Source organism: Bacillus sp. z14 (2026), from assembly GCF_058313575.1.
Genome location: NZ_JBZFQK010000001.1, coordinates 575,100 through 597,069, shown reverse-complemented (window position 1 = coordinate 597,069; position 21,970 = coordinate 575,100). Strand labels below are relative to the sequence as shown.

24 protein-coding genes are annotated in these 21,970 nt (G+C 38.2%); 22 read left to right on the top strand and 2 right to left on the bottom strand.

What is annotated here, in order from left to right; all coding sequences use genetic code 11:
• Window positions 1-29 precede the first annotated feature (29 nt).
• The 4 genes from AC4G3O_RS02755 to AC4G3O_RS02740 all read left to right on the top strand — a co-directional run bounded on the left by AC4G3O_RS02755 (window position 30) and on the right by AC4G3O_RS02740 (window position 3,303).
• A complete protein-coding gene (locus AC4G3O_RS02755; protein ID WP_066107424.1) occupies window positions 30-815 on the top strand; it encodes a menaquinol-cytochrome c reductase cytochrome b/c subunit in 786 nt (261 codons plus the stop codon).
• Between the two features lie 249 nt (window positions 816-1,064).
• On the top strand, window positions 1,065-1,670 hold the full coding sequence (lhaT, locus tag AC4G3O_RS02750) for a lipoprotein heptaprenylglyceryl N-acetyltransferase LhaT (RefSeq protein WP_491135783.1): 606 nt from the start codon (window positions 1,065-1,067) through the stop codon (window positions 1,668-1,670).
• Window positions 1,671-1,729: 59 nt separating this feature from the next.
• Window positions 1,730-2,524: a sporulation protein YpjB gene (locus AC4G3O_RS02745; protein ID WP_491135782.1), complete on the top strand. Its 795-nt coding sequence runs from the start codon at window positions 1,730-1,732 to the stop codon at window positions 2,522-2,524.
• A 101-nt stretch (window positions 2,525-2,625) separates the two neighbouring features.
• Window positions 2,626-3,303 (top strand): zinc metallopeptidase, encoded by a 678-nt coding sequence (locus tag AC4G3O_RS02740; protein WP_491135781.1) that lies wholly within the window; start codon window positions 2,626-2,628, stop codon window positions 3,301-3,303.
• A gap of 45 nt (window positions 3,304-3,348) precedes the next feature.
• Here AC4G3O_RS02740 and AC4G3O_RS02735 read toward each other — a convergent pair whose 3' ends face one another.
• A complete protein-coding gene (locus AC4G3O_RS02735) occupies window positions 3,349-4,221 on the bottom strand; it encodes a YitT family protein (protein WP_491135780.1) in 873 nt (290 codons plus the stop codon).
• Between the two features lie 145 nt (window positions 4,222-4,366).
• Between AC4G3O_RS02735 and AC4G3O_RS02730 the strand changes: the two genes are divergently transcribed.
• The 18 genes from AC4G3O_RS02730 to AC4G3O_RS02645 all read left to right on the top strand — a co-directional run bounded on the left by AC4G3O_RS02730 (window position 4,367) and on the right by AC4G3O_RS02645 (window position 20,786).
• A complete protein-coding gene (locus tag AC4G3O_RS02730; RefSeq protein WP_491135779.1) occupies window positions 4,367-4,699 on the top strand; it encodes a nucleotide pyrophosphohydrolase in 333 nt (110 codons plus the stop codon).
• 3 nt (window positions 4,700-4,702) lie between these two features.
• Window positions 4,703-5,497 (top strand): 4-hydroxy-tetrahydrodipicolinate reductase, encoded by a 795-nt coding sequence (gene dapB / locus AC4G3O_RS02725; protein WP_066107408.1) that lies wholly within the window; start codon window positions 4,703-4,705, stop codon window positions 5,495-5,497.
• A gap of 13 nt (window positions 5,498-5,510) precedes the next feature.
• The gene (mgsA, locus tag AC4G3O_RS02720; protein ID WP_066107405.1) at window positions 5,511-5,915 is read left to right on the top strand and encodes a methylglyoxal synthase; all 405 of its coding nucleotides are present in this window, start codon (window positions 5,511-5,513) and stop codon (window positions 5,913-5,915) included.
• A gap of 10 nt (window positions 5,916-5,925) precedes the next feature.
• Complete coding sequence (gene bshB1 / locus AC4G3O_RS02715) at window positions 5,926-6,633, top strand: bacillithiol biosynthesis deacetylase BshB1 (protein ID WP_491135778.1); 708 nt, start codon at window positions 5,926-5,928, stop codon at window positions 6,631-6,633.
• The gene (bshA, locus tag AC4G3O_RS02710; protein WP_066107399.1) at window positions 6,630-7,781 is read left to right on the top strand and encodes an N-acetyl-alpha-D-glucosaminyl L-malate synthase BshA; all 1,152 of its coding nucleotides are present in this window, start codon (window positions 6,630-6,632) and stop codon (window positions 7,779-7,781) included. Before bshB1 ends, bshA begins: the two co-directional genes overlap by 4 nt.
• Entirely contained in the window at window positions 7,778-8,962 is a 1,185-nt protein-coding gene (locus AC4G3O_RS02705; RefSeq protein ID WP_066107396.1) for a CCA tRNA nucleotidyltransferase, read from the top strand. The genes bshA and AC4G3O_RS02705 overlap by 4 nt, the downstream gene beginning before the upstream one ends.
• Window positions 8,935-9,927, top strand: a complete 993-nt coding sequence (locus tag AC4G3O_RS02700) for a biotin--[acetyl-CoA-carboxylase] ligase (RefSeq protein WP_491135777.1) — start codon at window positions 8,935-8,937, stop codon at window positions 9,925-9,927. Before AC4G3O_RS02705 ends, AC4G3O_RS02700 begins: the two co-directional genes overlap by 28 nt.
• Before the next feature lie 291 nt (window positions 9,928-10,218).
• Window positions 10,219-11,055 (top strand): 3-methyl-2-oxobutanoate hydroxymethyltransferase, encoded by an 837-nt coding sequence (panB, locus tag AC4G3O_RS02695; RefSeq protein WP_066107390.1) that lies wholly within the window; start codon window positions 10,219-10,221, stop codon window positions 11,053-11,055.
• The gene (gene panC / locus AC4G3O_RS02690) at window positions 11,052-11,894 is read left to right on the top strand and encodes a pantoate--beta-alanine ligase (RefSeq protein ID WP_491135776.1); all 843 of its coding nucleotides are present in this window, start codon (window positions 11,052-11,054) and stop codon (window positions 11,892-11,894) included. The genes panB and panC overlap by 4 nt, the downstream gene beginning before the upstream one ends.
• Before the next feature lie 20 nt (window positions 11,895-11,914).
• Window positions 11,915-12,298: an aspartate 1-decarboxylase gene (gene panD, locus AC4G3O_RS02685; protein WP_066107385.1), complete on the top strand. Its 384-nt coding sequence runs from the start codon at window positions 11,915-11,917 to the stop codon at window positions 12,296-12,298.
• A 260-nt stretch (window positions 12,299-12,558) separates the two neighbouring features.
• Entirely contained in the window at window positions 12,559-15,162 is a 2,604-nt protein-coding gene (locus tag AC4G3O_RS02680) for an exonuclease domain-containing protein (RefSeq protein WP_491135775.1), read from the top strand.
• Window positions 15,163-15,263: 101 nt separating this feature from the next.
• Entirely contained in the window at window positions 15,264-15,434 is a 171-nt protein-coding gene (locus tag AC4G3O_RS02675) for a YpmA family protein (RefSeq protein WP_066107380.1), read from the top strand.
• Between the two features lie 17 nt (window positions 15,435-15,451).
• Entirely contained in the window at window positions 15,452-15,928 is a 477-nt protein-coding gene (locus AC4G3O_RS02670; RefSeq protein ID WP_066107378.1) for a cell wall elongation regulator TseB-like domain-containing protein, read from the top strand.
• A 17-nt stretch (window positions 15,929-15,945) separates the two neighbouring features.
• A complete protein-coding gene (locus AC4G3O_RS02665) occupies window positions 15,946-17,142 on the top strand; it encodes a pyridoxal phosphate-dependent aminotransferase (protein WP_140461588.1) in 1,197 nt (398 codons plus the stop codon).
• Window positions 17,143-17,454: 312 nt separating this feature from the next.
• A complete protein-coding gene (gene asnS / locus AC4G3O_RS02660; RefSeq protein WP_491135774.1) occupies window positions 17,455-18,747 on the top strand; it encodes an asparagine--tRNA ligase in 1,293 nt (430 codons plus the stop codon).
• 100 nt (window positions 18,748-18,847) lie between these two features.
• Window positions 18,848-19,534 carry a DnaD domain-containing protein gene (locus AC4G3O_RS02655; RefSeq protein WP_491135773.1) on the top strand — a complete coding sequence of 229 codons (687 nt, stop codon included), beginning with the start codon at window positions 18,848-18,850 and terminating at the stop codon, window positions 19,532-19,534.
• A gap of 83 nt (window positions 19,535-19,617) precedes the next feature.
• Window positions 19,618-20,277, top strand: a complete 660-nt coding sequence (gene nth / locus AC4G3O_RS02650) for an endonuclease III (protein ID WP_066107366.1) — start codon at window positions 19,618-19,620, stop codon at window positions 20,275-20,277.
• Complete coding sequence (locus AC4G3O_RS02645; protein WP_491135772.1) at window positions 20,274-20,786, top strand: YpoC family protein; 513 nt, start codon at window positions 20,274-20,276, stop codon at window positions 20,784-20,786. Before nth ends, AC4G3O_RS02645 begins: the two co-directional genes overlap by 4 nt.
• A gap of 96 nt (window positions 20,787-20,882) precedes the next feature.
• Here AC4G3O_RS02645 and AC4G3O_RS02640 read toward each other — a convergent pair whose 3' ends face one another.
• The gene (locus AC4G3O_RS02640; protein WP_491135771.1) at window positions 20,883-21,908 is read right to left on the bottom strand and encodes a Gfo/Idh/MocA family protein; all 1,026 of its coding nucleotides are present in this window, start codon (window positions 21,906-21,908) and stop codon (window positions 20,883-20,885) included.
• Window positions 21,909-21,970 lie beyond the last annotated feature (62 nt).

The following is a 21,970-nucleotide window of genomic DNA, read 5'->3' as shown; positions in this document are numbered from 1 at the left end:
GGAAATGTTACGAAGGAGGGGATATCCTTATGCATCGTGGTAAAGGAATGAGATTTGTAGGGGATTCAAGGATAAGCGCAGATAGAAAACCGAATATTCCAAAAGATTATTCAGAGTATCCAGGAAAAACAGAAGCCTTTTGGCCCAATTTCTTGCTGAAAGAATGGATGGTAGGTGCTGTATTTTTAGTAGGTTTTTTATGTCTTACAGTTGCCCATCCATCACCGCTCGAAAGGATTGCTGACCCAACAGATACGGGATATGCGCCTTTACCTGACTGGTACTTTATGTTTTTGTATCAATTGCTTAAATATTCATATGCTTCCGGGCCATATAATTTAATCGGGGCTTTGGTTATTCCGGGACTAGCTTTTGGTGCATTAATGCTTGCACCGTTTCTGGATCGCGGACCGGAACGCAAACCAACTAAACGGATTTTCCCAGTAGGTTTTATGTTGCTTGCATTTGCAGCTATATTTTACCTAACATGGGAAACTGTTTCTCAACATGACTGGGCAGCAGCAAAGCTGCAAGGACAAATTGTTGAGGATGTAGCAATCGATAAAGAGTCAGAGGGATATAAATTATATCAAGGACAAGGCTGTGTAAGCTGTCATGGGGACTCCTTACAGGGTGGAAATGGTCCTAAATTACTTGGTACAAAATTAGAGGTTGATGAAATCGGTCATATCGCTGTAAATGGTACCGAAAATAAAAAAATGCCACCAGTTTTTAAAGGTTCTGATGAAGAATTAAAAACTCTGGCAGAATTTATTAAGGGAGCAAATGCAGGCGGAGATTCAAAAGGGGAATAATGTTTTTTTGAGGGGTGCTCAGATGAGTACCCCTTTTGTCTGCTAAGATGATCGCCATAGTCGTCGTAATCATGTTGACAAATGAGGTATAGTTATTTGTATTATTAATAATATGGGGCGGCCAGTGAGCTTCCACCTGAATTGAAAAGCTCATATTTAGAGAGAAATTTAGAGTAGGGATGATTTGGCTGAAAATCAAGTAATCGAGCAACTTTATTTGGAATAATTCAGATTGTGATGGAGGATATTATGAATAGCTGGCTTTATGCTGTATTAAGAAATCAGACATTTTTATGGATCTTATTCACTGTTAATCTTTTGGGAACAATATACGGATATTATTGGTATAAAGGGCAGCTTGAAATAACACCAGTAGCCTTTCTTGCTTTTGTACCAGACAGTCCAACTGCCAGTTTATTTTTTTGTATTGCTGTTATTGGCTGGCTTTTAGGGCGCAATTTTGGTTTATTTGAAGCCTTAGCAATCGTTTCTCTTTTTAAATATGGTATTTGGGCAGTTGTCATGAATATATTAACTTTCTCTGTAGAGGGTTATGTATCTTTGATCGCTGTCATGCTGATTCTATCGCATGCTGCAATGGCAATTGAAGGAATTCTTTATGCTCCATTTTATCGGGTTAAACCATGGCATTTAACCGTGGCTGGGATTGTCGTGTTACATAATGAAATCATTGATTATGTTTATGGGATGATGCCGACGTATAGTGTTTTGTATCAGTATATCCCTCAAATTGCTTATTTCACTTTTTGGCTGAGTGTACTTTCGATTGGAGTAGGGTATTGGTTTACTCTTCGTAAAAATCGGGAAATATACTCCATTCATCTCAGGCAATAAATGGTTCTAGTCTTGTCCCTTCACACATACGATTAAGTAGTATGAGGAGGGATATTTTTATGAAGTTTAAATCTTTATTTATCTCAATAGCCATTATAATATCATCAGGATTCATTACGACCTATGCTAACGGACCTGATAAACAAAATTCGTTAGAGACCCTTGCTGATCAATCCCTTCAATTTGCAAAAGTAGATAGACGTGATGAAGCAGAGCGTTTATTGGAAGCATTTTCAGATAAATTTTATGATCAGGCAATTGAGAGCTCAAACTATACAATGGATGAAATTAATATTATAACGATTGCCTATGAGGAAGCCATTCAAACTGTGAAAAATGAAGAAAAAACAGATGATGAGGTAATCAATGAAATAACGAAATTCCGATTAGTACTTGATGCAGTTCATAGTGATGGCGCACCATTATGGGCGAGTTTAAAGGATAGCATGATCTCTGCTGCAGGGGAAACAAAAGTATCGATCCAGAAACAGGATTCCATTGCTTTTCAGGAAAAGTTAAATCATTTATTAACGATTTACAATATTATATATCCATCGTTAAAAATAGATGTTACACCTGAACGTTTTCAGCAAGTGGATGCCCATATTCAATTCATTGATCAATATCGTCCACAAGTCTTTTCTGATCAATCACAAACTGATATGATTTCCTTAGAGGAGCAGCTGCGTGATATATTTGAGGAAGCAGAAAAAGATGATGCAGATCCATCCCTTTGGTGGGTAATCATTTCAACAGGAAGTATTATAATTATGACCTTATCCTATGTTGGATGGAGGAAGTATAAAGCTTCAGATGATCAGCTTCATACAAAAAAGAAAAAACAGAATTTTTGATAAAATTTTGAATAATATCTATCCATTGACAGATGTAATACGACATTATTACAATTACCATAACACAACTATAAATAACAGAAATGAAATGGAGGATATAAATGAGCTTTTTAATTTATTTTATACTGCTTTTAATTATCCCAATTTATGCACAAATGAAAGTTCAAAGGGCTTACAAGAAATATTCACAGGTTCCTGCATCGAATGGTTACACGGGTGCGGAAGTTGCCCGTAAGTTGTTGGACGAAAATGGTTTGTACAATATACGAGTAGAAGAAACACATGGAGTATTAAGTGACCACTATGATCCTACAAATAAAGTGGTAAGATTATCATCAAGTAACTATCATGGTCATTCACTCGCCGGCACCGCTGTCGCAGCTCATGAGGTTGGCCATGCCATTCAGGATAAAGAAGATTATTCCTTTATGAGAATCCGTCATAAGCTAGTACCAGTTGCTAATATCGGTTCTAACTTTTCCTGGATTTTAATTTTAGCTGGGCTGTTGCTTGGCAGCTTAAATCTAGCATGGCTGGGAGTATTGTTTATGGGGGCAGCCGTGTTATTCCAATTCGTTACACTGCCGGTTGAATTCAATGCCTCTAACCGTGCTATGAAACAGGTTGTTGCTTTAGGTGTAATCGGGGCTGATGAAGAAAAGGAAACGAAAAAAGTCTTAGATGCCGCAGCCTTAACATATGTTGCAGCTGCAGCAGTTGCTGTACTTGAATTGTTACGATTTGTATTTATGCTAACCGGCATGAATGGTGAAGATTAATAAGAGAAACCCCCTTCGTATATGAAGGGGGTTTTCCTATATTGCTTATTTTTCAAGCGGATTTTTATTTTCATCCAACGTAAATCCTTCACCAAGTACATCATGTACGACAGATACGGAAACAAATGCATGTGGATCAATGGATGTAATAATGCTCTTAAGGCGTACAATTTCATTGCTGCCTACAACGCAATAAATCACATCGCGCTCCTGTTTGGTATATGAGCCAACCCCTTTGAGTAATGTAACACCGCGTTCCATTTGTTGATTAATCTTTTCAGCTATCACGGAATTGGAGTTGCTTATAATCATCACACCACGGGCTGCATATGCACCCTCTTGGATAAAGTCAATTACACGGCTGCCAATATAAACGAGGACAAGTGTATACATGGCTTGTTTATATTCCAAATACGTTACGAGTGATAAAACGATAACGCAGAAGTCAAACATAAACATGGTTTTTCCCATGCTCCAGCCTTTATATTTGAACATGAGCCGTGCGATGATGTCGACTCCGCCAGTCGTTCCGCCGTAACGGAAAATAATTCCTAAACCGACACCGATGCACACACCTGCAAATAAAGCCGCGAGCATTAGGTCATCCTTTAAAGGAATATGCATTTGATATTTTTCGAAAATCGCAATAAATACAGATACAGCGATGGTACCGATAAGTGTATACAAAAAGGTTTTTTTGCCCAACAGTTTATATCCTACAAAGAAAAGAGGTATATTTAATAAAATATTGGTAATCGAAGGGCTAATACCAGTTAAGTTATAAATTAAAAGGGTAATCCCTGTAAATCCCCCTTCACCTAATGCGTTTTGCATATTAAAATGAACAAGGCCAAAAGACATTATTGCAGCCCCTAATAATATCAGTATGACGTTTTTAAGCTTTAAGTTGAAAAACACATTCTAACCCCTTCCTTGCTAACTCAATTATTATTATAGTGTACAATTGAGGAAAAATAATGAATGATATCCTTTTGCATTCTATCATATTTATTGTTCGAAAACTAAGAAATACGCTAACATTAAGAGAAAAGGGTGTAACTGTATGGAACATAAGAAAACAATCGCTGACTTACAGCAGGAAGTAGATCAATACATAGGGCAATTTAAAGAGGGATACTTCAGTCCGCTTGCCATGACAGCGAGACTTACAGAAGAGCTTGGAGAATTGGCGAGAGAGATTAACCATTATTATGGTGAAAAACCAAAAAAAGAATCTGAAAAAGAAAAAGAGATTGAAGAAGAATTGGGAGATGTTTTATTTGTGCTAATTTGCATGGCCAATTCGCTGAATATTGATTTACAGGATGCACATGACAGGGTGATGGAGAAATTCAATTCCAGGGACAAAGACCGCTGGACAAGAAAGGAAGAATGATTGATGATTAATGTCATAATTGCAGGGCCGCGAGGTAAAATGGGGAAAGCAGCAGTAAATTTAGTGATGAATACAGAACATTTTCATTTAGTAGCTGTATTGGATCATAAGAATGATGGGTTGAAATTAAGTGAAATAGATGGATTTACCGGTATAGATGTTCCAATTTATACAGATCATGAAAAATGTTTCTCAGAAGTTAAAGCGGATGTACTGATTGATTTGACCACTCCGGAGTCTGGAAGAATCCATACATTGTCAGCATTATCACACCATATCCGTCCGGTTGTTGGAACGACCGGCTTTTCAGATGAAGATTTAAATGAAATCAAAAGAATTTCAAAAGAAAACGGAATTGGGTGTATTATTGCACCGAATTTTGCTGTTGGTGCTGTGTTAATGATGAAATTTGCCAAGCAGGCAGCTAAATATTTTCCGGATGTCGAAATTATTGAATTGCATCACGATCAAAAGCTTGATGCTCCTTCAGGAACAGCTATAAAAACAGCACAATTAATTTCTGAAGAAAGACAAATAAAAAAACAGGGACATTTAAATGAAAAAGAAACAATAAAAGGTGCACGCGGTGCAGACTATGAAGGAATGAGAATACATAGTGTACGCTTACCTGGCCTTGTTGCGCATCAACAGGTCATGTTCGGCGGAGAAGGTCAGACATTTACTCTAAGACATGATTCATATGATCGAAACTCTTTTATGAGCGGAGTTAAATTGTCGGTGGAAACCGTCATGAATATAGAAGAATTAGTATATGGATTAGAAAATATTATTGATTAAGGAGCACTGTTCCATGAAAATCGCATTGATTGCACATGACAAAAAGAAAGACGACATGATTCGATTTACGCTTGCTTATAAACATATCCTAAAAGAGCATCAGCTTTTTGCTACCGGTACAACGGGAAAGCGAATACAGGATGAAGCAGGCCTGTCAGTTCATCGTTATCAGTCCGGACCACTCGGGGGAGATCAACAAATTGGGGCGATGGTTGCAGTAAATGATATTGATATTATTATTTTCTTCAGAGATCCATTGACTGCGCAGCCGCATGAACCGGATGTGTCCGCTTTAATGCGTTTGGCGGATGTTTATTCCATTCCATTGGCAACTAATATGGGAACGGCTGAAATGTTAATACATGGTTTAGAACGCGGAGACCTTAAATGGAGAAATATTGTTAGGGAAAAGGAGTAATATGCCCACAATGAAGACAGACATACTATGTTTTGGCGCCCATTCCGATGATGTGGAAATCGGAATGGGGGGCACAATAGCAAAATATACAGAATTAGGCCATTCCGTTGTCATCTGTGACTTAACCGAGGCGGAGCTTTCATCGAATGGTACTCCCACAAACAGATTGAAGGAAGCCAAACAGGCAGCTGCTATCTTAGGTGTAAAGGAACGCTTGAATTTAAATATCGGAGATCGGCAATTATATCCCACACCTGAAAACATCTCAAAGATTGTTTCTGTTATAAGAACATACAAGCCTGAAATCATCTTTGTACCCGCTGTTCCTGACCGTCATCCGGATCATGGACATTGTGCAGCTTTGGTCGAAGAGGCTGTCTTTTCAGCTGGTATTAGGAAATATGAGGATGAAAGTAAGCTGAAGGCCCATAAGCCGAAGCATGTTTTTTATTACATGATCAATAGCTTTCATCCGCCCGATTTTTGTGTGGATATCAGCAGCTATTTTCATTGTAAATTATCCAGTTTAAAAAGCTATTCCTCTCAATTTATTAAAACGGATGATGGGGTTGTGACCCCTCTTACAGAAGGATATCTCGAAGCAATCGAAGGCAGAGAGCGGGCATATGGAAGAGAGGCAGGCGTGTTATTTGCAGAAGGATTTAGAACGAAAAAACCTCTTTTACTTGATCAAGATTTGTTAGGTGGAAAGAAATGAAAAAGTTAAAAATTGGAATTGTTTGTTATCCTACTGTCGGCGGATCAGGGATTGTTGCGACCGAATTAGGAATTAAGCTGGCGGAGAAGGGACATGAGATTCATTTTATAACATCCAGTGTACCGTTCCGCTTAAAAAAGCGATACTCAAATATATATTTTCACCAGGTTGAAGTTAATCAATATGCCGTTTTTCAATATCCTCCATATACCTTGTCATTGGCCAGCAAGATAGCCGAGGTGGTCAAAATGGAAGAGCTTGATATCATTCATGCCCATTATGCGATGCCGCATGCCGTTTGCGGAATTTTGGCCAAGCAAATGACCTCCTCTGGCCTAAAGGTAGTAACGACTCTCCATGGTACGGATATTACGATACTAGGGTATGATTCTTCTCTGCAGGACATGATTAAGTTCGCTATTGAAAAATCCGATGCGGTTACGGCCGTGTCTCATGAACTTGTTAAAGAGACATATGAATTAATTCAACCGGATCAAGAAATCCAAACAATTTATAATTTTATCGATTATCCGGCGCCTGAACCGGATGCTGGTAATGTGGCTAATTTAAAAGCAGAGCTCGGAATTAAAGAAGATGAAAAAATTGTCATTCACGTCTCGAATTTTCGGAAGGTGAAGCGTGTACCTGATATCATTGACACTTTTGGAGCCGTGGCAGACAAAATACCGAGTAAACTTTTATTGGTAGGCGACGGACCGGAAATGTCTTTTGTAAGTAAAAAAATTAAAGCAATGGGCTTACAGGAGAAAATAATTCTGTTAGGAAAACAGGAAAATCTACAGGAGCTCTATTCCATTAGTGATGTATGTGTCCTTATGTCAGAAAAAGAAAGTTTTGGGTTAGTACTTCTTGAGGCGATGATCTATGGCGTTCCATGTCTTGGAACCAAAATTGGGGGAATTCCTGAGGTTATTGAAGATGGGATTAACGGATACACCATCGAGCTAGGAGATATCGAAGATGCCTCTATGCGATTGTTGGAATTGCTTGAAAATGATTCGCTGAGAATAAATATGGGTAATAACGCTATTCATAAAATTAAAGATCATTTTCAAACCGAACATATCGTGAATCAATATGAGGACTTGTATTATTCATTATTGAAAAATGGGGAGAAGGATGAATGAACCAGGAATTTATCAGAGCGCGTCCTGTTTTGGATCAGTTAACGGCGAAGGGCTATGAAGCCTATTTTGTTGGTGGAGCCGTTAGGGATACTTTAATGGGGAAGGAAATTGATGATGTGGATATTGCTACCTCCGCCACTCCCGAGCAAGTAAAGGAAATTTTCACCCATACAGTAGACGTTGGTATTGATCATGGAACTGTATTAGTGCTTTATAAAGGAGACTCGTTTGAGATCACGACATTTAGAACAGAATCTGCATATAAAGATTATCGACGGCCAGATTCAGTCATCTTTGTAACCTCTTTGCATGAGGATTTAAAGAGAAGAGATTTTACGATGAATGCAATTGCCATGGACCAGGATGGAAAATTGTATGATCCATTTGATGGAGAAAAAGCTATACATACAAAGGTAATCGAGACGGTTGGTCCGGCGGATGAACGATTTAGTGAGGATGCGCTAAGGATTCTTCGTGCTGTTCGATTTGTAAGCCAGCTAGGGTTTACATTGCATGAAAATACACGATCGGCATTACGGAAAAATGCCGATTTACTCTTACATATAGCACAGGAACGGAAAACAGCTGAGTTTCAAAAAATGGTTCTTGGGCAATATCCAGAAAAAGGGTTAAAAATTGCTGCAGACGAAGGTTTGCTAGCCTATTTTCCGGGTTTTGGTCAATTTGCGGCTCATATAGAGCAGTTTCTTGCACTACCCTTAAACCGTTGTGAATCATTTGAAGAATGGATGGCTTTGATTGCCCTCTTTAATGGTCAGGATCAATCCCTATACAGTCACTGGAAGCTTTCTTCAAGTCAAATGAAAAAAATAGGTCTGTTGATCCGTGAAACGAAGAAAAGAGAGAGTTCCTCATTTACTCCCTATACCATTTATCAGCTTGGCCTTGAAAACACCCTGAGCGTGGAAAGGGTTTGGTCAGTATATCATCATGCGGACCCAGACTACGACGCAATCACTGATCTGCATGCTCGTATGCCAATTCATAAGGAAACTGTTATAGAGGTTTCCGGAAACGACCTGATGAAATGGGCTGATAAACCAGGTGGACCGTGGATTAAGGAGCTTATGCATGAAGTGATTAACGGAATTCTGGATCATAAGGTCCCGAATAAAAAGGAGTTAATTAAACAATGGCTCATTCAAGAGAACAAACTTTAAAGCATGAGATTGCCAAAGCATTTGCGAAAGCTGGAGAGGATTATATATCAGGACAGGCATTAGCTGATTTAGTTGGCTGTTCAAGAGTGGCGATATGGAAGCATATTGACCAGCTGCGTCAGGAAGGCTACGAAATTGAGGCTGTAAAGAAAAAGGGGTATCGGCTCTTGATGAAATTAGATTCTCTAAGGGCCACTGATATTCTAATGGGGTTACAGACTGAATTTGTAGGACAATCTATATATTCTTATGATACAGTCTCATCCACTCAAGTTGTTGCCAGAGAACTTGCGGGAAGCGGAGCTAAAGATGGTACAGCTGTGATTAGTGATGAACAAACGGAAGGTACAGGGCGATTAAAAAGAAAGTGGCATTCTCCTTCAAATGGAGGGATCTGGTTAAGTATGATTATGAGACCTGATATTCCTCCCTACCATGCCCCTCAGCTCACGTTGTTAACAGCTGTAGCTGTTGTTCAGACACTAAACAAATTTGGTGTGAATGCAGGAATCAAATGGCCAAATGATGTGTTGGTAGAAGGAAGGAAGATTGCGGGAATACTAACAGAGCTTCATGCGGAGTCCGATCAAATTCATCATGTGATTATCGGCATTGGCATGAATATAAACCAGCCCCTTGAATCGTTTCCTGATGAGTTAAAAGAGATCGCTACTTCTGTCTTAATCGAGAAGAAACAAAGAGTAGATCGATCTGAATTTTTACAAAGCTTTTTTAAGAATTTTGAAGATATATATCTACTTTATTTAGAAAAAGGTTTTGAACCAATAAAACAGCTTTGGGAAAAGCTTACCATTACCATTGGGAAGAAGGTCACCGTCCAAAGCCTGCGAGGATCTTTAACTGGCTTGGCAACCGGAATTAATGATGATGGTGTATTGATTATCATGGATGATGAGCAAAAAAGCCATTTGGTTTATTCCGGAGATATAACTGTGCATCAATAATGGACAATATTAAGCGGTTGTTTTTAAAAAAAGAAATTAATTGAAAATGAGTTAATATATGGCATATAAAAATGACTGAATGTTATAATTCATAGAAGGGCGGGAGCGGAAACGACCTGCACCTTGTATAGTAGTCATTTTAAATAGATTTATAATTCTGCCTGTATCCAAGAAAGGACCGGGACAGAGGGATAAAAGCTATTATGCCAATCCATCCTTCTGTAATTAGAAGGATTTTTTATTTGGTAAATAGGTTTTTCTCTCCTCGGAATGAAAAGGAGGAAAGAAAAAATGAAATTTGCTGTGGATTTTTTGAAACTAAAAGAAAACAGAGAAAAAATTTCAATGCTGACTGCGTATGATTATCCATCTGCTAAACTGGCAGAACAAGCGGGGGTCGATATGATTCTTGTAGGTGACTCTCTTGGAATGGTTATTTTAGGATATGATTCTACTGTTCCTGTCACTATCGAGGATATGATTCATCATACGAAGGCTGTTAAAAGAGGCGCACCTAACACATTTATCGTGACGGATCTGCCGTTTTTGACGTATCACACAACAAATGAGGAAGCGTTAAAAAATGCTGCAAGACTTATGCAGGAGGCAGGGGCTGATGCGGTCAAAATGGAGGGTGCCGGAGATGTTATTAGCAAAATAAAAGCGATGACAGATGCAGGTATACCGGTAGTAGCGCATTTAGGCTTAACACCGCAATCAGTTGGTGTACTTGGAGGTTATAAAGTCCAGGGTAAAACAAGTGAGGCGGCAATTAAACTTTTGGAGGATGCGAAAAAGTGTGAAGAAGCCGGGGCAATGGCCGTTGTGCTCGAATGTGTACCTTATCAGGTCGCTGAACATATATCGAATGAACTAATAATCCCAACAATCGGGATTGGTGCTGGTAACGGTACGGATGGTCAGGTTCTCGTTTATCATGATGTTTTATTATATGGTGTAGGCAGAGTGGCCAAGTTTGTAAAATCCTATGCTAATTTAAATGATGTGATTGGCTATGCTTTGTCTGAGCATATAAAAGAAGTGAAATCGGGAATTTTTCCGGATCGTGATCACTCATTCACGATGAAGGAAGAAGAACTAGCCTCATTGTATGGAGGAGAAAAATGAAGATTATCAGCCAGATAAATGAACTGCGTGAAGTACTTGATTTAGAGAGGGAAAAGAAACATTCCATCGGATTTGTCCCAACTATGGGATATTTGCATGAAGGACATCTATCACTTATTCAAGAAGCAAGAGAGAAAAATCATGTGGTAGTTATCAGTATATTTGTAAATCCGCTTCAATTTGGTCCTAATGAGGATTTTGATAAATATCCACGCGATATGGAACGGGATGAAGAGCTGGCACGAAATGCAGGGGTGGATTATTTATTTTATCCAACAGTTCAGGAAATGTATGGGGATAAGCAAACCCTGACGGTAAAAGTGCATGAGCGCACCGATGTACTTTGCGGAAAATCCAGACCGGGTCATTTTGATGGAGTGGCGACTGTTTTGACAAAATTGTTCACTATTGTCCATCCGACTCGAGCTTATTTTGGGCTGAAGGATGCTCAACAGGTTGCTGTAGTAGAAGGGATTATCCATGACTTTAATTTCCCGATTGAACTGGTTGGTGTTGAGATTAAGCGTGAAGAGGATGGTCTTGCATTAAGCTCCAGAAACATTAATTTAACAGAGCAGGAAAGAGAAGAAGCTCCATTTATCTATAAAAGTCTTTGCAAAGTGAAAGCTGAGCTGCAAAAAGGTGCCAGTCCCGCGGAAGCGCTTGAAAAGGGGAAAGAGTATTTACAGTCCCATATCAATGGTCAAATCGATTATTTTGAAGGATTATCCTATCCGGACTTGAGTGAGATTACAGAGCATGATCAAAAGATAATCTTTGCAGTGGCGGTTCAATATACGTCTGTTCGTTTAATCGACAACATTATCATAAATTTATAGTCATACAAGGGGGTAAGATTATGTTTCGCAATATGATGAAAGCAAAGCTTCACAGAGCAACAGTTACTGAGGCAAACTTAAACTATGTAGGCAGTATCACAATTGATGAAGATTTATTAGATGCGGTAGATATGCTTCCAAATGAGAAAGTTCAGATTGTAAATAATAATAATGGTGCACGTTTTGAAACATATATCATTCCCGGTAAGAGAGGCAGTGGTGTAATCTGCCTAAATGGAGCTGCTGCCCGTCTAGTTCAGGAAGGTGATAAAATAATCATTATATCCTATGGATTAATAGAAGAAGCTTATGTAAGAAGCCATCGGCCTAAAGTGGCTGTTCTTGATGAGTATAATACAATTGTTGAAATGCTTGGAGCCGAACCAGAGGCAACGATCATTTAATGACTTTGTTAATGAACAAACGCTGATCCCCTTAAATCTTTAAGGGAACCAGCGTTTGTTTTTTATTAACCAATAGTCTTCATTCTTCTTTGATTAATAAGGCTGGTTTTGATATAACAGTAGATAATGGGTAACGATAAATGATATGAAGAGTGTATGATAGGGGACCCAAAAAATAAAATGGAAAATAAGGTGCCATTGTGAATTTTTCCATCAGCTAAACAGAAGCAAGTTAGAGAAGAAGTGAGCAGGTGTTAAATATGAAAAGTAAGTATGTAGTAATCGACTTGGAGACTACAGGTAATAACCCTAAAAATGGTGATCGCATCATTCAAATTGCGGCTAACGTCATTGAAAATGGTGAAATCACATACCAATATTCATCTTACATAAATCCAGGGAGGTCCATCCCTCTATTCATACAGGAATTAACCGGTATTACGGATGCAGACGTGGAGAATGCACCGACATTTAAAGAGTTGGCACCCTACATTATTGGTGTATTGGATGAGGCTGTTTTTGTTGCTCATAACGTATTATTCGATTTGACATTTTTACAGGCTGAATTGGAACGTGTAGGGTATGAGCGTTTTCTTGGATATACCGTAGATACGGTGGAACTAGCAAAAATCGTCAATCCTGGAATGTCGAGTTTTAAACTAGAGGAGTTAGGAAAAGCCTATGGCTTTCTTCATGAGCGGCCACATCAAGCAGACAGTGATGCTTATGTAACGGCTCTTTTGTTTATCGAGTTTTACAAACAATTAAAGAAATTGCCGAAACCTACCATTAAATCATTATACAGATTATCATTTTTATTAAAAAGCGAGCTTAAAGAATTATTGGCTGAGATATTAAATGAATATTCAACGATGAGTGAGCCATGGAGACCAGATCTAGATATTTATCGTGGTATCGCAATTGTTAGGCAGAAATCAATTGAAAGCCTAACACAACAGGAGAATGAAAAAAAACATATTTCTCTTGATGAATCAGCGTTACATAACATATTAAAGAAGAGCTTTAAGAGTCATAACGTTAGTTTAGTAGAAGATGGGACACGGGATTTTACCGGACATATAAAAGCCTTTTATGAATATGCCAATGAAAATCATGTACAGGTAACCATAGCTGCCCATACTAAACATACAGCTGAACAGTTAATGGGTATTTTTCAGAGGGATTATTCTTCTAAAATGATTCAAAATCAAGTTAGCATATTGCATTCTAAGGAGCAGTATTTAAGTTTGCCGAAGTTCGAGCAATCGATGCGGGAAAAACAACAAAATTACGAAAGTACAATCGCAAAAATGCAAATATTAGTCTGGTTAACCATGACAAATACAGGCTGTTTGGAAGAGCTTAATTTATCCTCGGGGGGAAGAGAATATTGGAAGGAAGTAGCCCACCATGCCCATTTGCATCCACGCTTGCTTAAGCCGTGGACGGAACGGGATTTCTATTCGAGACAGATGCTGGCTGCTAAGCAGGCAAAGATTATTCTTAGTACTCATGACAGTCTAATTTCGGATATTCAAACAGGGGATTTCTTAAGCGAGTGCCCTAATATAGTACTTGAGGAAGCTAATTATTTTCCATCCTCTGTTGAAAGCGGATTAACGAAAGAGCTGAGCTATGTAGAAGTGAGGAATCTCTTGAATAAAATTGGAACTTTGGATAATCGGCAATTACTGAGATCTGTCATATTACTTTTAAAGGAAAAAACAACCGGTCCATATAATGAAAATCAACTGGCTGTTTTATTGGAAGAAATCGCATGCAGTGTGGAGAGTTTTTTTGAGGCATTGTTCACATATGGAATGAAAAGCAAAAAGGATATGGACGGACCTAGAGTGCAATGTAAGCTTGATTTTTCTGAGCTGGAGAATAAAAAATACATGGATCAATTATTAAAAGAAGCCAATGATCTGTATGACTCTCTCGGTTTATTAGTAGTACAATTTCAACAGATCCTTGGTGAGTTGAACCAAGTACCAATTGAAAAATTAAAGCGAAGTCAATTTAACATTATTGATGAATTAACAAAATTATCGGGGGAAATAAATTTAATCCGAGTTACTTTAAATAGGTTTTTTAAGAGTCTGGATACAAATGATGAGGTTTGGGCGAGTTGGAATGTAAAGGGAAATAGAAATTCAGTCCAAATATATGCCCAGCCCTTATCGGTCTCAAAATGGGTTAATCGAAACTTATTAAAGCCGGATAGCCATATTTTATTTATTTCAGATGTCTTGACGGTAGGTGGATCCTTCCATTTTATTTCACAACAATTAGGTGTTCAGGAAAACAAGTTGAGTAGCCTGGTGATCCCCCCGGTAAAAGAGCAATATTTAACGATATTGACTCCATTGAAGGAAAAGTCGGGATATACGCTGATTGATTTTGTGAAAAAGCAACAAAAGCCCTTAATCCTTCTTTTTCAATCACAAGAATCATTAAAAACAATATATAATGATATGAAGGGATTAGCAGAATTTACGCACATACAGTTGCAGGCTCAGGGACTATCCTCCGGTTCTGCCATGAAAATGCTGCGAAATCATCTTGCTGTTGACCAATCAATTCTCTTAATGAATTACACTGGCTGGGATCAGGTTTGGCATACTTATAATGGCCGATCAATGATTTTAATGGTTGAGCCTCCAGTCGAAATGAACAGCACGATTCCAGATGAGGATTTAATATCTGAGTTAATCATTAATTTAAGAAGCTTGCTTAATACTTCTCCGAATTATAAAAAAGACAGCAAATGGGTCTTGATCGAGAATGATTTGATTCGGAGTGATAGAAGTATGTTTGAACATGGTCTAAATTACGTAAAGCCAATATACAGGAATATGTAAGGAATTTAATGTTTGGCTCGCTTTTTTAGTAAAGTAAAGCTATTTGCAATTTTATTTTGGTATAATGTGTACGAGAGCGCTACGTTTTGGGAGGACTTACAATGGAGAGTAAGGTAGAGCTATTATCAAGTGTTAAATTGACATACACGAATGATTTATATAAAATCGTTGATTCTTTAAATAAAACGTTGAAAAAAGAGAATTTAATGTTTGGCTTGGCATTAGATAAACAAGATCAACAAACAGCTGTTTTTTCAATATACCGTACATAACTTGAAAGGAAATAGATATGAAAAAAGTAATTTGGAGCATAGTGATTATTATCCTGATTGGCAGTGGCTTTTTTATTCAGGCTATCTATGCTGGTGACAGCACCAGGAAAGACGCTGAAAAGAGTGCAGAAGATATTGCCAGAGAAACAGCTGGAATGACAGAAGTGGATGATTTCTATTTATATAATGGAAATGAGACATGGAGTGTAATAACTGGCAAAACAGCAGATGGCAAAAAAATCGGTGTTTGGGTGCCGGATGATAAGAAAAAGAAAAGCCAGATTATTGCCCTCTCAGAAGGTATTAGTAAAAATAAAGCCATTGCAATCGTGAAAGAAAAAAAGAATGTGAAGAAGATTGTGTCTGCCCATTTGGGAATGGAAAATAATCAACCCTTATGGGAAGTAACCTATAAAAATAATAAAGACCTTTATGGGTATTATTACCTGAATTTCAAAACAGGCAATTTAATACGTAATTACGATAATCTGTAGGATGGAGATGGAACCGGATGAAATTAGCAAAAAGAGTATCAGCATTAACACCATCATCAACACTAGCAATAACAGCCAAAGCAAAAGAGCTTAAAGCCCAAGGTCTGGACATTATTGGACTTGGAGCAGGAGAACCAGATTTCAATACTCCAGCTAACATACTCGAAGCAGCGCAAAAGTCCATGCGGGATGGCCACACAAAATATACACCTTCTGCTGGATTGCAATCCCTGCGCAAGGTTGTCGCAGATAAACTGCAAAAAGATCAAGGACTAACATACAGTAACGGCCAAATTTTTATCGCTTCAGGTGCCAAGCACGCTTTATATACACTTTTTCAGGCAATTTTGGATGAAGAGGATGAAGTGCTGATTCCTACTCCATATTGGGTAAGCTATCCGGAACAAGTTAAATTGGCAGATGGAGTGCCTGTTTATATTGAAGGTAAAGAAGAAAATCAATTTAAGGTAACGCCTTTACAGATTGAAAAAGCAATTACTGAAAAAACGAGAGCGCTTATTATCAATTCACCAAGCAATCCTACCGGTATGATATACACAGCTGAAGAATTACAGGCGATTGGTGAGGTATGTTTAAAACATGATATTATTATAGTTTCAGATGAAATTTATGAGAAATTGGTCTACCACAACCATGAACATGTATCGATAGCAGAGCTTTCCGAAGAGCTTAAGCAGCAAACAATCGTCATTAACGGTGTTTCCAAATCCCATTCTATGACAGGATGGAGAATTGGTTATGCGGCAGGTGACCAAGCGTTAATTAAAGCAATGACGAACTTGGCAAGCCACAGTACGTCCAATCCGACAACGACCGCACAATATGCAACAATTGAAGCCTATACAGGACCGCAAGATCAAGTTGAAATTATGCGAAGTGCGTTTGAACAAAGATTGGATGCTATTTACGATCAATTGCTTGAGATACCGGGATTGACTTGTCTGAAACCTCAGGGGGCATTCTACCTGTTCCCAAATGTCTCAAAAACGGCAGAGATGTGTGGATTTAACAGTGTAGATGATTTTGTAGAAGATCTATTGGAAAATGCTCTGGTAGCCGTAGTTCCCGGTTCTGGCTTTGGTGCTCCTGATAATATACGCTTATCGTATGCTATATCGTTAGAAGCACTTCAAGAAGCTGTTAAGCGTATAAAGGAATATGTGATTAATAAATCAGCAACAAAGGCTGAATAAATAGGATTCACAGGGAGACGGTAAACGAAACGACCCCTTAAGGAAAATTCCTGGATGATCTTAAAGGGGTTTTTTGAGTGAATGGTATTAATTTAAGCCGCTTCATTACCTTACTGACTGATGGTAAATGAGGGGGTTAAGGATTAATTTAAAAAACGAGCAAGCGAGAATGGATGTTTTCTGCAAAGGATCGATGAAATAATGGATTATTTCATGTACAGGTGAAATTTTGTATTTGCTTGTCCATTTTGGTACTTGTATAATGAATAGGGTACATAACCTGGTTTTGTTTAAGCTTTGGAGGGAAAAAATGTGAAATGTACAATTAATGAAGTATATAAATATGTTAATGAAGAAGTTAAGATAGGTGCTTGGATTGCCAATAAACGTTCTTCAGGAAAAATTGCTTTCTTGCAGCTGCGCGATGGTACAGGCTTTATTCAAGGCGTAGTTGTCAAAGCAGAGGTTGATGAAGAATTATTCAATACCGCTAAGAAGATTACTCAGGAAACGTCCGTATGGGTGAAAGGTATTGTTCAGGAGGATGAGCGTTCCCCATTTGGTTACGAACTACTTGTAACAGGACTTGAAGTAATTGCAGAAGCAGTTGACTATCCGATTACACCGAAACAGCATGGCACTGAGTTCCTTATGGATCACAGACATTTATGGCTTCGTTCAAAGCGCCAGCATGCTGTCATGAAAATTCGTAATGAGATCATTCGTGCTACGTATGAATTCTTTAATAAAGAGGGCTTTGTAAAAGTTGACCCGCCGATTCTTACAGGAAGTGCTCCAGAGGGTACTTCAGAATTGTTCGCAACGAAATACTTTGATGAAGATGCTTATCTATCTCAAAGTGGACAATTATATATGGAAGCGGCAGCAATGGCACTTGGGAAAGTATTCTCCTTCGGTCCAACATTCCGTGCTGAGAAATCCAAAACGCGACGTCATTTAATCGAATTCTGGATGATTGAACCAGAGATGGCATTTGTTGAGTTCAATGAGAACTTAGAAGTTCAAGAGCAATATGTTTCCTATATCGTTCAATCTGTACTGGAAAATTGTGTGATTGAGCTGAAAACGCTAGGAAGAGATACTTCCAAATTAGAAAATATCAAAGCACCATTCCCTAGAATTACCTATGATGATGCAATTAAATTCTTGCATGAGAAGGGCTTTGAAGATATCGAGTGGGGCGATGATTTCGGTGCTCCTCACGAAACAGCAATTGCAGAAAGCTATGATAAGCCTGTGTTTATCACCCATTATCCTACAGGAATTAAGCCGTTCTACATGCAGCCTGCTCCTGACCGTGATGATGTTGTCTTATGTGCAGATTTAATTGCACCGGAAGGCTATGGTGAAATCATTGGTGGATCAGAACGTATCCACGATATGGATCTATTAAAAGCAAGACTTGATGAACATAATTTAAGTATGGATGCTTACAAATGGTATTATGAATTACGTCAATATGGTTCCGTTCCTCATTCTGGCTTCGGTCTTGGGCTAGAGAGAACGGTTGCTTGGATAAGCGGTGTGGAACATGTTCGTGAAACGATTCCATTCCCTCGTCTTTTAAATCGTCTATATCCTTAATAGTCAAATAAAACCTGGCAATTTATTTTATTGTCAGGTTTTGTTTTTCCGTACTTCAAAATCAGCATACATGGTATACTAAAAGGTGAGGTGTCGAATTATGACTATAAAAAATCTGTCGAATTGGATTAAGCAGGCGAATGTTGTCATACCCTCTTATTTGTTAAGCAGTTACAAAGAGATGGGATTAAATGAACAAGAGATGATGCTTTTACTACATGTTGAAAACTTTTCGATGAACGGGAATTCATTTCCCACTCCTGCTGAAATCTCTTCTGTAATGAACCTCACTGAAATGGACTGTACTAACCTGCTCAGAAAACTGGTTCAGCATGGTTTCTTAGATATTACAGAGGATGAAAAACCAGGTTATGAGAGCTATTCAATCAAGCCATTATTTGAAAAATTGGCCTATCATTATTTAAAAGAAGCTAAGCAAACCGACTTTGAAGAGAAAGTAATTAAGAGTGAATCCTTATATACCATATTTGAAAAGGAATTTGGCCGCCCATTATCACCTTTTGAGGGTGAAACATTAACGATGTGGCTGGATGAGGATCAGCATTCACCTGATTTGGTTAAGGCTGCTCTTAAAGAAGCCGTTATCTCCGGAAAGCTCAGTTTCAGATATATAGATCGTATTTTGTTCGATTGGAAGAAACACAGTATCAAAACGTTGGAACAAGCCAAGGCGTATAGTGAACGCTTCAGAAGCTACACGAAAAAAAGTCCTGCTAAAACTGTTCCCGTTGCTAAAGAGTTGCCATTATATAATTGGCTAGAATAGACTTTAATCGATAGACCAGGATAGATCCTTTTATCCGGTCTTTTTATTCGCGAAAAATAAAGAATAAAGGGAGGGGGATTTAGATGCTTACCAATACACAAATTCGTTATTGTCTCGACGAAATGGCAAGAATGTTTCCTGAGGCCCATTGCGAATTAAATCATTCCAATCCATTCGAATTAACCGTGGCGGTAGTATTATCGGCACAATGTACGGATGCTTTGGTGAATAAAGTAACGAAAAATCTCTTTCAAAAATATAAAAAACCAGAGGATTTCCTTTCTGTACCGCTGAGTGAATTGGAAAATGATATTCGTTCAATTGGTTTATACAGAAATAAAGCGAAAAATATTCAAAAGTTATCGCAAATTATTCTGGAAAAATACAATGGAGTTGTTCCGAATGACCGGGATTTATTAGTTGAGCTACCCGGAGTGGGAAGAAAGACAGCGAATGTGGTTGTTTCAGTAGCGTATGGAACACCTGCAATCGCTGTGGATACACACGTGGAGAGAGTAAGTAAAAGGCTTGGTATATGCAGGTGGAAGGACTCCGTCTTAGAGGTTGAAAAAACGCTGATGAGAAGAATCCCAGAGGAAGAATGGTCGATTACCCATCACCGATTAATTTTCTTTGGTAGATACCATTGCAAAGCTCAATCGCCAAAATGTGAGGAGTGTCCTATGCTTCTACTGTGCCGTGAAGGGAAAAAAAGAATGAAAGCAGCAGGAAAAGGAAAATGAATATTCCAGAATTAAATCTTGAACCTTTTAATTTTGAGTACAATCAACTTGATAAAAATGATTTTTTGAGATGGAATAAAGATATTTTTAATCTTGGTTTTCCATATGATTATTATTATTATTATTATAAAGGCAATGATCTGTACAGGCCCTGGGAGGATTTCTCTGTTATAAGGGAGCAGCTGACGAATGAATGGGCGGAAATCGTTCGACAGTTGGAAATAATGTTCGCTAACAGAGAAAAGCAGGAAATTAAACCATATATGTTAAAAGGAATTGTACTATATGTTTCGTTTATGTATTGGTCGAATCAAGTACCTGTAAATTTATGCGGCTTCCCTGCATGTCTAAAGGAATTAAAGGGGAAACCGGTTAATGTGGAAGAGCGTTTGCCCTTTATATTGGCAAGGCCATACTTTTACCCAAGCTTTATGCAATTAAAAAGCCTAATGGAAGAGCAAATCAAGATTGCGGCCAAAATGGCAGCTTTAAATAAGTATACAAAATGATGTATGTTAATAGTAGTAAATAGAAGCCACACAGGTTTTAATAACTCTGTATGGCTTCTTTCTATATTGTAATTATATGGGATGGCTTTTGTCCTCCTATAAATATAGCAATTTTCCATATTGGTTTGCGGATTCTTGCTCTTTTTCTGCTATATATATGGTTTCTTTTGTGCTTTCTAACGGAATTGCATCTTGGGCACTGGTATTCAGCCTTATTGCTTCAGCGAAATGTTTAATTTCGAGATAATAGCCGTCTTCTTTTGATATATCAGGCACAAATTTTTTACCCTCGGCAGGATAGTCAGTTAGTACATTGTTTTCTAAAATAATGGTTCCTTTTTCAAAGTTCACTCTGTAGCGCATTTCAAATCCAAAATCACCTTTAATTGTCCAGTCATCCTGGGCATTTACTACTTTGCCATCGAGATAGTGATAGTTGGTAGAGACAATGTCATATCCATTACCTTCAAAAATCACTTTTCCGCTTGTAGATACAGCTACAGGTTTACCGAATAACCAATTGATAGTGTCCACATCATGGATATGTTGATCGAGTAAGCATCCACCTGATTTCTCCTTTTGCAGGAGCCAGTTTTCCCAAGACCATATAGGTGTTGAACCGCCTCGGAAGAATGAAGCACTTATTACAGGACCATATCTATTTGTATCAATTGTTTCTTTTAAGTACTGATAACTTGGGAAAAAACGAAGAGTCTGGCCTATCATTAATTGCCGGTCATATTTCTTAGAGGCTTCAATCATTAAGGAGCAGTCCTTTGTTGAGATTGCCATCGGTTTTTCACACAAGACATGGACACCTAATTCCATTGCTTGAACGGCCAGTGGAGCATGTAGGTACGTTGGAAGGCATAAGTCTACATAATCTAGGCTTTCTTCCTTAATCATGTCTTCCATTTTTTCATAGAAGGTGAACCGTCTGAAATCTACCTGCTCTTTACCAGTCTCCAAATTCCCCTCCACTACTTTACCATGCCGCTTTTTTTCATCCACATCACAAATAGATACTAATTTAATGGGGTATCCTTCCTTTTCCAGTCTCAAATACTTCTGTAAATGAGCACTTCCCATAAAACCTAATCCTACAATTCCTACTTTTAACATGGGCAACCTCCTCAGTCGGTTTCAAAAGTATTTTATTTAAGATATAAATCTTCTTTAACCTT